Annotated in this window: 15 protein-coding genes; 4 read left to right on the top strand and 11 right to left on the bottom strand. The window is 45.3% G+C overall.

The window, feature by feature from the left end; all coding sequences use genetic code 11:
• Window positions 1-351: 351 nt before the first annotated feature.
• Window positions 352-1377: an AraC family transcriptional regulator gene (locus tag AB4371_RS21350; RefSeq protein WP_102320791.1), complete on the top strand. Its 1026-nt coding sequence runs from the start codon at window positions 352-354 to the stop codon at window positions 1375-1377.
• Between the two features lie 57 nt (window positions 1378-1434).
• Here the strand turns inward: AB4371_RS21350 and AB4371_RS21355 are convergent, their stop codons facing one another.
• On the bottom strand, window positions 1435-1674 hold the full coding sequence (locus tag AB4371_RS21355; protein WP_017060129.1) for a hypothetical protein: 240 nt from the start codon (window positions 1672-1674) through the stop codon (window positions 1435-1437).
• Here AB4371_RS21355 and AB4371_RS21360 point away from each other — a divergent pair.
• Complete coding sequence (locus AB4371_RS21360; RefSeq protein WP_102320790.1) at window positions 1646-2797, top strand: MFS transporter; 1152 nt, start codon at window positions 1646-1648, stop codon at window positions 2795-2797. The two genes, AB4371_RS21355 and AB4371_RS21360, sit on opposite strands and share 29 nt — an antisense overlap.
• Before the next feature lie 134 nt (window positions 2798-2931).
• Here AB4371_RS21360 and AB4371_RS21365 read toward each other — a convergent pair whose 3' ends face one another.
• Complete coding sequence (locus tag AB4371_RS21365) at window positions 2932-3825, bottom strand: AraC family transcriptional regulator (protein ID WP_017060977.1); 894 nt, start codon at window positions 3823-3825, stop codon at window positions 2932-2934.
• A gap of 50 nt (window positions 3826-3875) precedes the next feature.
• On the opposite strand from AB4371_RS21365, the gene AB4371_RS21370 reads away from it, so the two are divergent.
• The gene (locus AB4371_RS21370; RefSeq protein ID WP_102320789.1) at window positions 3876-5273 is read left to right on the top strand and encodes an MATE family efflux transporter; all 1398 of its coding nucleotides are present in this window, start codon (window positions 3876-3878) and stop codon (window positions 5271-5273) included.
• A 108-nt stretch (window positions 5274-5381) separates the two neighbouring features.
• Here the strand turns inward: AB4371_RS21370 and AB4371_RS21375 are convergent, their stop codons facing one another.
• Window positions 5382-5777, bottom strand: coding sequence for a nitrous oxide-stimulated promoter family protein (locus AB4371_RS21375; RefSeq protein WP_017060975.1), 396 nt, complete (start codon window positions 5775-5777; stop codon window positions 5382-5384).
• A 3-nt stretch (window positions 5778-5780) separates the two neighbouring features.
• A complete protein-coding gene (locus AB4371_RS21380; protein ID WP_017067858.1) occupies window positions 5781-6296 on the bottom strand; it encodes a GNAT family N-acetyltransferase in 516 nt (171 codons plus the stop codon).
• 97 nt (window positions 6297-6393) lie between these two features.
• Between AB4371_RS21380 and AB4371_RS21385 the strand changes: the two genes are divergently transcribed.
• The gene (locus AB4371_RS21385; protein WP_017060973.1) at window positions 6394-6603 is read left to right on the top strand and encodes a DUF2986 domain-containing protein; all 210 of its coding nucleotides are present in this window, start codon (window positions 6394-6396) and stop codon (window positions 6601-6603) included.
• A 114-nt stretch (window positions 6604-6717) separates the two neighbouring features.
• On the opposite strand, the gene AB4371_RS21390 is transcribed toward AB4371_RS21385, so the two are convergent.
• The 7 genes from AB4371_RS21390 to AB4371_RS21420 all read right to left on the bottom strand — a co-directional run bounded on the left by AB4371_RS21390 (window position 6718) and on the right by AB4371_RS21420 (window position 12085).
• Window positions 6718-7641 carry an ABC transporter substrate-binding protein gene (locus AB4371_RS21390; RefSeq protein WP_065584939.1) on the bottom strand — a complete coding sequence of 308 codons (924 nt, stop codon included), beginning with the start codon at window positions 7639-7641 and terminating at the stop codon, window positions 6718-6720.
• A gap of 2 nt (window positions 7642-7643) precedes the next feature.
• Window positions 7644-8519, bottom strand: coding sequence for a metal ABC transporter permease (locus tag AB4371_RS21395; RefSeq protein ID WP_017070974.1), 876 nt, complete (start codon window positions 8517-8519; stop codon window positions 7644-7646).
• Window positions 8519-9253 carry a metal ABC transporter ATP-binding protein gene (locus AB4371_RS21400; protein WP_017064556.1) on the bottom strand — a complete coding sequence of 245 codons (735 nt, stop codon included), beginning with the start codon at window positions 9251-9253 and terminating at the stop codon, window positions 8519-8521. The genes AB4371_RS21395 and AB4371_RS21400 overlap by 1 nt, the downstream gene beginning before the upstream one ends.
• Window positions 9253-10188, bottom strand: a complete 936-nt coding sequence (locus AB4371_RS21405; RefSeq protein WP_017062541.1) for a metal ABC transporter solute-binding protein, Zn/Mn family — start codon at window positions 10186-10188, stop codon at window positions 9253-9255. Before AB4371_RS21405 ends, AB4371_RS21400 begins: the two co-directional genes overlap by 1 nt.
• 16 nt (window positions 10189-10204) lie before the next feature.
• The gene (locus AB4371_RS21410) at window positions 10205-10801 is read right to left on the bottom strand and encodes a DUF6162 family protein (RefSeq protein WP_372150633.1); all 597 of its coding nucleotides are present in this window, start codon (window positions 10799-10801) and stop codon (window positions 10205-10207) included.
• A complete protein-coding gene (locus AB4371_RS21415; protein ID WP_017062543.1) occupies window positions 10798-11133 on the bottom strand; it encodes a hypothetical protein in 336 nt (111 codons plus the stop codon). The genes AB4371_RS21410 and AB4371_RS21415 overlap by 4 nt, the downstream gene beginning before the upstream one ends.
• Window positions 11134-11248: 115 nt before the next feature.
• The gene (locus AB4371_RS21420; protein WP_017062544.1) at window positions 11249-12085 is read right to left on the bottom strand and encodes a DUF4198 domain-containing protein; all 837 of its coding nucleotides are present in this window, start codon (window positions 12083-12085) and stop codon (window positions 11249-11251) included.
• Window positions 12086-12198: the final 113 nt, after the last annotated feature.

A 12198-nucleotide genomic window follows, 5' to 3' on the forward strand; every position in this document is an offset into this window, starting at 1 on the left:
GCTTAGACCTGTTTGTGACGGTCACCGTAGACGTTCTAATCGTTGTAATAAGTCTCTTTCTTGTCATCACGAGCCTGCACATTGGTGTGTCATGTAGATAAGAGTCGTTATTGAGCAAAATGTTTGAGACGCTCCAATGTGCAGCCCAATAAATTACAACATTTCGATAACATTTCGAACAGGTTTCAAAAAGACAAAAACCGGTGATATTCGGACACGACCTGTGTAAGCCCAATAAAACCTTGCACACATAAACCAAAATTTGGAACAAGCTTGCGAAAGTGAGAACAAGCAACAGGCGTAAATGTTAAAAGTTCGGTTAAGATATCGATATTCAAGAAGAGGCAGCTTATGGAATACACCGCAGTTTACGAACCCGACATGCAAGCATTCGGCATTCTGGATCTTCAGTTGCTGCATCGTTACCTGTCGCCTGTTCTCAGTATCGAAGAGTTGCTCGAAGGCAGTAACATCGATGCTCTCCAACTCAACACACCCGATACACACATCACTTTGGCGCAAAAGCTTGCTGTGTTCAGTAATGCGTTAGCGAATTCCAACGAAGACGGATTGGGGCTTAAAGTTGGCCAACAAGCGAGGTTCAGCGATTTCGGCGTGCTCGGTTATGCGGTGTTTAGCAGCGAAACACTACTCGATGCCTTTTTAATCGGGTTTAAGTATCTGCAACTTGCTGGCCCTGTCCTCAGGAAAACCATGTCTGTAGAAGACAACATTGGTTACTTTCGCGCAGAGCAACTTATCGAACTCGATTCTTTACTGCCCTTTTGTTGTGAATACTGGTTCGCGGCGATACACAGTTTGTGCGAAGAGGTCTTACAGCAGCCCTTTCCTTCTCAAGTGATCCGCTTCCCCTATCCAAAACCTGAATACGGCGATCTATACACAGAGATTTTCCGCTGCCCGGTTGAATTCAATAGTGACCGGCTTGAATGGGAGTTCGACGCAACCACCTTGTATTCATCTCTTCCTACCGCCAACCCCATCACTTTACAGATGTGCTTAAAATCGTGTGATGACATGTTGGCAAAAGTCAGTGCACCCAGTAGCCTCAAAGAGAAAGTCTCTCAGATGCTGATTGAAAGGCCAGGATGTTACCCTTCTATAGAATCCATTTCTTCAGAACTGGGCATGTCTTCTCGAACTCTGCGTCGTCACCTGAAAGCAGCGGATACGAGCTATCAGAAGATACTGGACCATGTTCGCTTTCACCTTTCCCGGCACTACCTTTCTTCAACTCGAATGAGTATTGAAGAGATATCTGAACGAGTTGGCTTTTCTGATAGCGCTAACTTTCGTCATGCCTTTCGTAAGTGGAGTGGAAGCTCGCCACGTCAATACCGTAAAGAAACGGTCTAACACTTAAAATCCCACTCAATCCAAATCATAAAAAGACAATCACGCTGCAATCTTTTTCTAAATTAAACCACCAATGAACAACGGCTTAACGACTTTTTGCCCGCATAAAATCTCGCCAAACCACCAAATATCGCAACCGTATTTTAGTTTAGTTGGTCGATAAATTTCTTTTATCTTAACGACCATTTTTATTTGTTTTACCCAATTCAGTTTCTCCCCCATAGTCGCGGAAAATTCATCGTTTCTTTTACTATCAGAGGCTCCTGCATTGGACAACATCCAACCAACAACTCGCATAACTGTTCCTGTTATTGCATTGTCTTTTTACGCGATCGCTTCAGGCTACTTAATGAGTTCATTACCATTAATGCTGTCTGAGTATGGCTTAGACAAAGATCTATCGAGTTGGTTGGCGAGTGCATTCTATGCAGGTCTACTGGCTGGTACATTATTGATTGAACGTGCCATTGCGCGTGTTGGCCACAAAGACGCGTTCGTCATCGCATTGAGTGTGTTCATCGCAACGATCCTTGTATTGCCATTGATCCCACACCAAGCAGTATGGCTACTAGCTCGCTTTGTGGCTGGTGTGGCGGTTGCAGGTATCTTCGTGATTGTAGAGTCTTGGCTAATGAGCGGCGACGAGTCACAACGCGCAAAACGTCTCGCTATCTACATGTGTTCACTGTACGGCGGTTCTGCAGTTGGTCAGCTTGGTATCGGTTACCTAGGTATTACTGGTGGCGTACCTTTCATCGCAATGTTCACCCTTCTGTTTGGTGCGATCATTGTGCTGATGTACGGACAAGCAACTCCACCACAGATCCACGATGCGCAATCTTTGTCTTTAAAGCAGATCAGCAAATTAAGCCACAGCGCGCTAATTGGCTGCATTGTTTCCGGATTAACGCTAGGTGCGATTTACGGCTTGATGCCAGTTGAACTTGCTCAACGTAACATTGCACACGAAGACATTGGTGGTTTGATGGCTTTGGTTATCATGGGTGGTATGGCTGTACAGCCGATGGTGACTTGGTTATCTCACCACGTAGGACAAGTGTTATTAATGGCTTTGTTCTGCCTGCTAGGGGTTGCAAGCATTGGTGTGCTGACTATCAATCACGATTTCTACGTACTAGGCATGAGCTTGTTCGTATTAGGCATGGCCACATTTGCGCTATACCCAATCGCGATTAACTTAGGTTGCCGTAACCTTGACCCAAGCTACTTGGTGTCAGTGACTCAAATCATGCTACTTTGCTACAGCATCGGTTCTGTTGCGGGACCAATCATTGCAGACAGCTTTATGGATTCACAAGCAGGATTGTTCACTTACCTGTTCGCGTCTCTACTTGCTACAACGATCTACATGTTGATTGCTAGCCTAAAGCGCTCTCACCTACAGATTGCAGGCGAGTAAGCTTAAATAGACAGACACTAGATGCGTGTCATTAGGGCTCCGAGTTCAGACTTTATGTCTAAGCGAAGGGCCCTTTTCAACTCATGCCTATATGTAACCTTCTTCTCCCACACTTCTCATTTCATCGTGCAAGGCTAACCAAGAAGTCGATGGCTCTTTCGATATTGACTGGGTGATAAACCGAAATGCTTTTTGAAACGATGCGAAAAGTTATAAGGATCTTTGTAGCCTAAGCGATTAGCAATCATAGAAACTGACCAATCTTGATATTTCAGTAGACTGGTGGCTTTGTCCATGCGTAATTGAATCAATTTACTGCGTGGTGAGAGGTTGAATAGCGTCTTGGTGACTCTATTGAGTTGCTCTTCACTGATAAACACTCTTTCAGCCATCCCTGCCACTGTCCATGGCTGATGCAGACTACTTTCAATTTCGTTATAGAGCGCTTGAACACGTGCAGTGGTGCTGGTCGACTTAGGCTCAAACCCCGTCAATGTTCGGATAATTTCACTCAAGAGTAACTTACGGTAACTGGCTCTACCGCCTATCTCAAAGTAAACCAAGTTCATTAATGACCAGATCTGCTCACACTCTCCAAAAGGCACAATCCCCTGTCCTAAACTTGCTATGTGCTGCCATTGCTTGGTGTCAGGCGTCAGCATCCACGCCATTTTCCAATAATTATATTGAGGATCGAGTTCAAAACGAAATGGGGTTTCAGCAGGAAGCACCACGAGTGTATAAGGTGTAATCGCTTGGACCGATGTTGCGGTTGTTAGAATGCCGCCACCTTCCATAGTGAAAATCAACGTATGAACATTAACGGATTCGCGCTCAACCCAGTAGCCATCATATAGCTTCGCCATGCCGCCCATATAGACACCAAAGCTTTTCATCTCTGGAATATCTTCAACGGTCAAAAAACGTTCTTTGCACTGTTCAGCGAGAAAAACATCATCATGCCAAGTTGATTTTGGTCTCATTGAATCAATGACGGATTCGCACAGGTTTTGTTGTTTTTTAAACATGTTGTTACTTCGCTCAAATCACTATAGTTCTGCCATAAATCGGAGAGCTTATGACAACTAACATCAACCCTAACTCATCTATGAATAACAAGCCAGAGAGCATCTTACCTCGTATCGTTAAACTGGGTTTACCTGTTGCTTTACAAAGTGCGCTTGTCGCTATTCTTGCCCTTGCTGACGTATTAATGGTCAGTGATTATGGTATGGAAGCAGCTGCGGCTGTGGGAATTGCATCAAAATGGCACTTCGTTGCTATTATGATTATGGCAGGGTTGGCCTCAGCAAACGGAACATTAGTCGCTCAATACTGGGGAAAGAACGACCGAAAAAGCGCGCGAACGGTATCATCTATCGCAATGGTGTTTGGCTTAAAAGTTCTGCTGCCTGTTACTGCAATCATCACTCTTGGTTCTCAGTTTTTAATGATGTTGCAGACCAGCGATCAAACCGTGATTGAACTTGGCGCGACTTACCTGTGGTATGGATTCCCTGTCCTTCTTCTGACTCACATTGTGGTCGTGGTAGAAGCAAGCATGCGCTCATCAGGTGACACCGTAACACCACTATTGCTTGGTGCGGTCACGATTGCCCTCAACATCGCACTTAACTTCGTACTCATTAAAGGTGCCTTCGGTATTCCAGCGATGGGCGTTGCAGGTGCGGCATTGGCAACCACTTTAGCGCGCTTGATTCAAGTGGGTTTGATGTATGGCTATATGCGCATGCGTAAACACTGGTTGTTAACCACGCCTAGCTCACCACATCGTCCGTCATTATGGTTGTCTTACCGTCGTATTGCTTTGCCACTAACGATGAATGCCGTGTTATGGGCAATGGGTACTATGGCATACCAAATGATCTTCGGTCACATGGGCACAACGGAACTTGCTGTGTTCTCTATGCTCGCGCCTTTTGAGTCGCTGTGTTACTCGATATTCTTTGGTATTTCTGTAGCGTGTTCCGTGTTGCTTGGTCACTCACTCGGTCGTGATGAGTTTGATGACGCTATGAGTATGGGTCTGACGTTCATCAAAGCCGTGGTTGGTTTTGGTGCGGTTGTAGGCTTGCTATTGTTTATGGGTAAAGAGCACGTTCTGTCATGGCTAAACCTGACCAAAGACGCTTTATACCCGCTTGCTTCACCTGCGATGATGATCATGTGCTTTGCGGTCGTGATTCGCATGCTCAACATGGTGATCATTAACGGTATTATTCGTGCTGGTGGTGATAATGCGTTCTGCCTTCGCATGGATTTCATCGCGATGTGGATGGTGGGCATTCCAGTATGTGTTTACGGCGCGTTTGTCGCTGAATGGGACTTTAAATACATCTATGGTCTAATGTTGGTAGAAGAAGTCGTGAAATTGACCATCTGTTCACACCGTTATTTGAGCCGACGCTGGATCAACAACCTAACGGTGACCTACGAAGAGCCTCAAGCGGCGTAAGTTTCAGTTACCTGGCTATATTCAAACTTAGATAAAACGTATCTACATAAAAAAGGTCTGAGAAATCAGACCTTTTGCATTTCTTTAGAAATTACTTTAAAGCGCCACTTACTTCTTGTTCATTCGGATATGGCGGTTCGACACATTCGGCAACGGCTTTTCAGGCACTTTCCGTTTCTCATGAATCAGATGTCGAATCGCTAATATCGGATGCTTAAGTAGCATTCTTGGCCCGGCATAGCGCATCACCAATCGCATTTGCTCTTTCGGGTCTGGTTTATAGCAATGAATCGGACACTTATTACAGGTCGGTTTTGCTTCGCCATAAGGACATCTATCCAGTCGTGTTTCGGCGTAACGCAACAGTTGCTCACACTCCTCACATAACGCGTTATTCTGACGAACTTCACCGTGGTGATCTTTGCAATAGATGTGCACCATCGCAATAACGGTTTTGTACTCCGTTGCGAGCTCACCTTGTAGAATATTGTTATGTTGGAACATGTTTTAATTACCTAATGAGAAACCATACAGGTTGAGATTAACGCTTTCGCTTATCACATCTTCAACTCGCTCGAACACAAAGCCTAACTTAGTCAGTAGTGTGATACTTCGAATGTTATCAGAGGTAGTGATGGCAACTAAATGATCGATATCAGCATTCTGCTTAGCTTGTTCAATTATCGCCTCCGCGGCTTCTTGGGCAAAGCCTTGACCATAAAACTCAGGAGCAAACCCGTAGCCAATATCATGCGACGCTAAGGTGTCTCTTTTTATTAATCCGCAGATACCAATTGGCGTTGAAGTTTCTTTGATTTCAACCATCAACAAACAGACACCCTTCTCTTCATGCATCTTAAGAATGTTGTTTTCAATGTACTCGACAGCCTTTTCAGTGTCGTTGATTTCCTTATCACCAATGTAACGCAGGAAATCTTCTGAGCTGTATAGTCGTTGAATAAACGCCGCATCTTGAGGTGTGATCATTCTTAATCTTAAACGTTCGGTCTCGACTGACTGCATAGTGATATTTTCCTTGCTGAATACCATGTAAATATTGAGTTCTAGAGCTAAAATGATTATCCTCCACCGCCTAAACTAAATACAAGGCTATGCAGCAATGAACCGTAAGAAAAAAATCAATCAAATTCTAAAAAAGAAGCAGAAACAGGCGAATTCTAAACTGCATAGTAGCAACAAGCCTCGCTACATCTCTAAAGCTGACCGTGCAAAAATGGAAGCTGAAGAACAAGCGAAAGCAGCTCAAGAGCAAGCTGAAGGTTCAGTAGAAGCAACGGTTGAAGCTGAAGAGACAAAAGCTGCAGAGTAAGTTTATACTCGCAGTCCTCTTGTCTGACACTCTTTTCAGAGCCAACAGACAAGAACAAAAAAGCAGCCTCAAATTGGGCTGCTTTTTTGATCCTACCATTTTTAATCGCGCTGGTTAGCCTTTGAATGGCTGCACTTCCCAACGGGCAAACGGTGCTTTTGCGTTGATTCCCGCTCTGCCCCAACGATCAACAGAATCCACTACCAAGATACGCTCATTCGGTACCAATGATTTAATCAAGTTGCTTGGCTTTTTCGCTGTAACTAACCATAGAGCATCATCTTCCGAAAACATCTCTTTAAGCTTGGCTTTGTCCTGCTCTGTCCATTCCAGTTCAGCTTTGAACATGCGTTCTTCAACAAACAGTTGGCTGCCAGAGGCGAAATCTTCCAAGCTTTCTGAAAGCAACAATACTGAATCTACGTCATTGTCGAGCAATACTGCTTGCTGCTTGTTGATCAGTTCACGAACATCCAACATCACACGTTGTAAGTTGCTATCAATCGTTTCAGCTTGCGCAGGCCACAACAACTTAAAGTCATCAGCCACAATTGCCGCCATACGCGTTAGATTGGTTGGGTTTAACCACGCGTATTTAGACACTTCACCATTTGATAACGTCAGCGCAGCTACACCTTGCGCGCGCGGTGTAATCGCTTGAGCCGCATCCACTTCAACCAAACGGATATTGCCCTGTCTTGCGTATACAAATGTAGGATCAGCTTGCCAAATAGATGACAGCGTTAATGCTACGGTCGCCTTTTCGCCGGATTGAAGGACTTTGCTTGCGCCTTTAGTACCAAACCAGTTTGGCAGACGATCAATGCCGTAGCGCTTTGGTGGCAGATATTCGGTGGTAATGTCTGTGCCTTTGGTTAGCTCTGTCGCCAAAGCATAAGTCACAGGCGTACTGGTAAGGATATCCTCGGCATTAGCACTGATAGACACCATTGAGCCGGCCAACCATAGGCTGCTAACGGCACCAACTTTAGTAATAGCCTTCACTGTTCTTGAGATACGATTAATTAAAGAGGTCATGATTATGCCTTTCTTATAATCCGGTATAGCGTTGCCGCTAGGAAAAATGTCGCTGAAACGATGATGATCGAAGCGCCCGAAGGTACTGGTAGTTTCAATTCCATAGGTAAGACGGTTCCAACTAAACACGCGACTGTTGCCAGTAATGCCGACAGCAATACAAAGCTGCCCATGCGTTTAGTTAACAAGCGAGCTGTCGCACCTGGGATCAGCAATAATGCACCAACCAGAACAGCACCTACGATCTTCACCGCTGCAATCGTCACTAAGGTGATCATCATGACAAACAAGTAGTCGTAGAAACTGGTGTTATAACCACGAACCTTGGCAATATCAGGGCTGATACAGGTTAGAAGAATACGGTTGAACGTCGGTATCAAGAGCAAAATAATGATCGCGCAGCTGCCTGCGAGAATCGCTAAGTCTTGGTCTGTTACCGTCAAAATCGAACCAAATAGTACGTTCTCAAGCATGTGGATGTTGATCTTACGCGCCACGTACATCAGCAATGCCGCACCCACTGCCAGTGCTAAAGCAAGGAAAACGCCAACTAAAGTATCGTATGGCACATTGGTTCTGTTTCTTACAAAGTGAAGAAGCAGCGCGAAGATCATACAGAAGCTAAACAGACCAATAATTGGGTTTTCTGGTGGCTCGCCAAGCAACACACCTATAGCGATACCGGTTAATGCCGCGTGGCCTACCGCTTCAGAGAAGAAAGCCAAACGCTTAGCAATCACCAAAGTACCCAGACCACCTAACAGAGGACCAAGTAGTAACGCTGCAACCAAAGCATTGACCATGAAGGCATACATGAAACTGTCTGATAACCAGCCCGCTTCCACGCCACTAATGGCTAGTTGTCGTAACCAATCCATTACGCAACCTCCTTCGATTTGGTCATCGCAGAGCCACTGCTGTAGTGCTGGAACAGGCTCTCGATTTTACTTGGGTGTAAGACTTGTTCGTGTGGGCCACTATCAACCAAGAATCGATTCACAACATGTACGTTCGCTTCGAGTCGACGCACTGCCGTGACATCGTGGTGTACCGCAAGGATCGTACGACCTTCACTAACACATTCACGAATTAACGATTCAAGATAACGAACGCCCTGCTCGTCCATACCCGTGGTTGGTTCATCCAACACCAGTAGACTTGGGTTATCTAATAGCGCTTGGGCAAACAGCACGCGTTGCTGCTCACCACCCGATAACTGTCCCATGCGGCGGTCGCTACGAGTAACCATACCAACGCGATCTAATTGTGCGAGTGCAAGATCCAATTGCTTAGATTTACGACGCCAAAACAATGGGATTCTCGTTTGGTTAAGCAGTACGAAGTCCATTACAGTCAAAGGCAAGCTAGACTCGAAGGTCGCTTTTTGAGGTACGTAACCAATACTCTGCTTTTCTGGCCAGTGGATATTGATTTGGCCAGAGAAAGGCGTAAGGCCAAGCACAGAGCGCAGTAATGAAGTTTTACCGCCACCGTTTGGCCCCATGATCACATGACACTCGCCCGCTTTAAGTTCGAGCGAGATATCATCAAGAATTACGTTGTTATCGTATTGCAGACCGAGTTTATTAATTGAGATTGATGGACCTAACATTATGCGTTCCCGCTTTTAGCTTGGTTCGCCGCCGCAAATTTCATGGCTTCGATTAACGTCTCTAGGTTCTTCTTCATCTCAACTTCGACTTTATCGTCTTCATATTCACCGTGCGTCATGTGAGAAAAACGATAAAGCTGAACGCCTGTTTCCGCTTCAATTGTGTCAACAAAACGGTTTGGCATGTTTAACTCGTAAAACAGAACATCAATGCCTGATGCGCGGATCTTCTCGATCGTCTCTTGCAGTTGACTAGCACTTGGTTCAACACCGTGTGCAGGCTCGATTACTGCCGCAACATCCACACCAAACTCTTGAAGGATGTAGCCATAAGCATTATGTGTAGTCGCGACCTTCATACCTGAAGTATCTAACTCACCTAATGACAACATCGCATCGCGCTTCATAAAGCGAAATTGCTTTGCGTATTTACGTGCATTCTTACGATAAAAAGCCGCGTTGTCAGGGTCGAGCTTAGAGACCTCACTCGCGATGGTGTAAACCTTTTGAATTGTTGTCGAAAGCCCAACAAAGGTATGTGGGTTAACGGCACCTTGACCAACAGACTGACCAAGAGCAGGAAGTAGAGGCACTTCTTTGTTTGCTTCGATCACGACTAGGTCATCACGTTGCGCGGCTGAAATCACTTTAAGCGCGAAGTCATCGTGACCAATACCGTTTACCACGATGGCGTCCATCTGGCTCAATCTCTTCAAGTCGTTCGGTTGTGGCAAGTAGTTATGCGGATTAAAGCCGGCATCAACCAAAGGAAGGATGTTCACTTTGTCGCCTACTACTGCTTTTACGTAGCTGTAGTAAGGTTGAAGCGTGATACCAATCGTCAGCTTGTTGCTGTCGATCTTATATTCTTTTGCCAATGCATTGGGTGCCATGAACACCGCTAATAACGACATGAACAGAGTCATAATTCGCATAGTAATTCTCTTATTATTAGTGAGCATCGCTTTCATGATGCTGTTCAATTTCTGATTCGTTCACGACCATTTTCCAGCCTTCAGATTCAAGTGTGTGCTCGTCAAAAGCACTAGGCTGTTTTGCTATACCACCAAAGAAAATCCAGATCTCAGGGGAAACGCTGTTCGCGTTCAAAATAAAGGAATCCGCAGAACCATGATCAGCTGGTTTGGCTTGTTTACTTGGTGTTGCAGATTCACTGGGAGCAGAGAAATAGTAACCACGCTCGTCCAGTACCCAAGCATGAGAACCTTTGCGCTTCCAACTCTGATCTTCTACAAACGGGGCAACCCATTCATCTTTAAGTGATGCGACACTCGGCCATTCACCATCTGAGTCCATGCGCAGGTCACGGATTTCTTCATGCGCTAAACGCAGCTCTGATAGCATCGCCAAGTTTTCTTGTTCAACATCAGTCACTAGAATTTGATGATCAAGCACTGCTTTAACGTGGGATTCAGCCTGATGAAATGGGATTGCGACAGTTGCAAAGCAAAGGATGAACACAATGATCAGTCCTACCCATTTGCCCTCTCTGCCGCCCGTATCAGCACGTACGCTTTGAATCATCATTTTTCACTGATCTCTACAACATCAACTTCAACTGGAAACTCATGACCTGAATCGAACACAAGGTAGAACTCAGTGTCAGGATGTGGGAATTCAACGATAGAACGTTTATCTGTCATCTCTTTTGCAATCAAGTTGTCTTCGTAATCGTACATCTCAACTGCGTAATCAATCGCTTTGCTGCCATCCGAATAACCCGCTTCACAAGCAACAGTCTTACCTTCAAACCAGCAGCTCATCAGTGGAAAGTGTGCTTGCGCAGGTAATGCAGCGAAACCAAGTCCCAATGCTAAGCAAGGAGTCATTAAAGCGTTAAGTTTTGTTTTTATTGTCATGGTTCGTACCCTAGCCACAGTGCAAATTCTCAGAAGTAAACTGAGCGATAAAGGGCTCAAATGAGCCCTTAAGTTTTTTGATTCTTAATCAGGGATCTAGCCCCGATATCACAGACTATTGAAGCAGCGCTTCGAACGTTAGGTGAACGTTCGCGCTTGCTTTGTCTGCCAGTGGGTTGTCAATCAACTCACCTTTGTAGTTCGCTTTCATTACGTAACGACCTGCTACGTCTGGAGTAAACGTGATTTCACCGTTCTCATCACTCACCACATCAATCTGCTCTTGGTGGTTGCGGTAAAGCGTACCTTCACGAGTAATCTCCGCTTTCACGTCTTTCTGGATTTCACCGTTGTAGAAGAACTGGAATGTCACAGGTTCGCCTTCAACGATATCTGAAGGGTGTGTCACAGGCTTCATTTCTAGAAGCTTGCCTTCAATTTTGAACACTGAATCCGTTGGCTTACCTACCGTGATGTAGCTTTCTGCACGAGTGAAGCTGATCTGCGTTACCACGTCACGTGATTTTTCAGGTAGAACTGAGTCACGCTCAGCTTTGTTTGCTTTAATCCACTTCACCGTGTCACGGCGACCCGCTTTGTATTGCGTGTAGTAAGACGGCTGGTTGTTGATCGCCACTTTGTGTGTACCTTCTTCTTCAAAATAGAAGTCGAAGATTGAACGACGCTTGCCACGAATAACGAAGTTAGGACGCTCGCTGCGGCCATCTGGCATGATGACATGAGCATTTTCGCTGCCAGCAGGCTTATCAAAAACAAACGTACCGTGAGACGCAGTAACATCGAACGTTAGCCAATCACCACCTTCTTTAGATACAGTAAAGTGAGATGGCAAAATCCAACGTGGGTGAGCTTGTGCCGTTGTCGTTGCTGCTAGGCCGAATGCCATCACACCCGCTAGAGCAAGTGCTTTGATTTTTGTCTGTTTCATCATGTTCAATTCCATTATTTATAATTGTTAGCCGTGTCGCTCTATCTGAGCCTACGATGACCACTGTCTATTCTGTTCAGCTTGGTTTTAGTTCGTACTTACTAGTTACTGTTCGC

The organism is Vibrio sp. 10N.261.51.A3 (assembly GCF_041471965.1).
In the GTDB taxonomy this organism is placed as follows: Bacteria; Pseudomonadota; Gammaproteobacteria; order Enterobacterales; family Vibrionaceae; genus Vibrio; species Vibrio crassostreae_C.

Bases quoted from the DNA above. Each gene is read 5' to 3' on its own strand.
- AB4371_RS21375 (WP_017060975.1), bottom strand. From the start codon at position 5,777: ATGTTCCAACATAACAATATTCTACAAGGTGAGCTCGCAACGGAGTAC.
- AB4371_RS21370 (WP_102320789.1), top strand. From the start codon at position 3,876: ATGACAACTAACATCAACCCTAACTCATCTATGAATAACAAGCCAGAG.
- AB4371_RS21380 (WP_017067858.1), bottom strand. From the start codon at position 6,296: ATGCAGTCAGTCGAGACCGAACGTTTAAGATTAAGAATGATCACACCT.
- AB4371_RS21395 (WP_017070974.1), bottom strand. From the start codon at position 8,519: ATGGATTGGTTACGACAACTAGCCATTAGTGGCGTGGAAGCGGGCTGG.
- AB4371_RS21405 (WP_017062541.1), bottom strand. From the start codon at position 10,188: ATGCGAATTATGACTCTGTTCATGTCGTTATTAGCGGTGTTCATGGCA.
- AB4371_RS21350 (WP_102320791.1), top strand. From the start codon at position 352: ATGGAATACACCGCAGTTTACGAACCCGACATGCAAGCATTCGGCATT.
- AB4371_RS21385 (WP_017060973.1), top strand. From the start codon at position 6,394: ATGAACCGTAAGAAAAAAATCAATCAAATTCTAAAAAAGAAGCAGAAA.
- AB4371_RS21415 (WP_017062543.1), bottom strand. From the start codon at position 11,133: ATGACAATAAAAACAAAACTTAACGCTTTAATGACTCCTTGCTTAGCA.
- AB4371_RS21400 (WP_017064556.1), bottom strand. From the start codon at position 9,253: ATGTTAGGTCCATCAATCTCAATTAATAAACTCGGTCTGCAATACGAT.
- AB4371_RS21420 (WP_017062544.1), bottom strand. From the start codon at position 12,085: ATGATGAAACAGACAAAAATCAAAGCACTTGCTCTAGCGGGTGTGATG.
- AB4371_RS21365 (WP_017060977.1), bottom strand. From the start codon at position 3,825: ATGTTTAAAAAACAACAAAACCTGTGCGAATCCGTCATTGATTCAATG.
- AB4371_RS21410 (WP_372150633.1), bottom strand. From the start codon at position 10,801: ATGATGATTCAAAGCGTACGTGCTGATACGGGCGGCAGAGAGGGCAAA.
- AB4371_RS21355 (WP_017060129.1), bottom strand. From the start codon at position 1,674: ATGCGAGTTGTTGGTTGGATGTTGTCCAATGCAGGAGCCTCTGATAGT.
- AB4371_RS21390 (WP_065584939.1), bottom strand. From the start codon at position 7,641: ATGACCTCTTTAATTAATCGTATCTCAAGAACAGTGAAGGCTATTACT.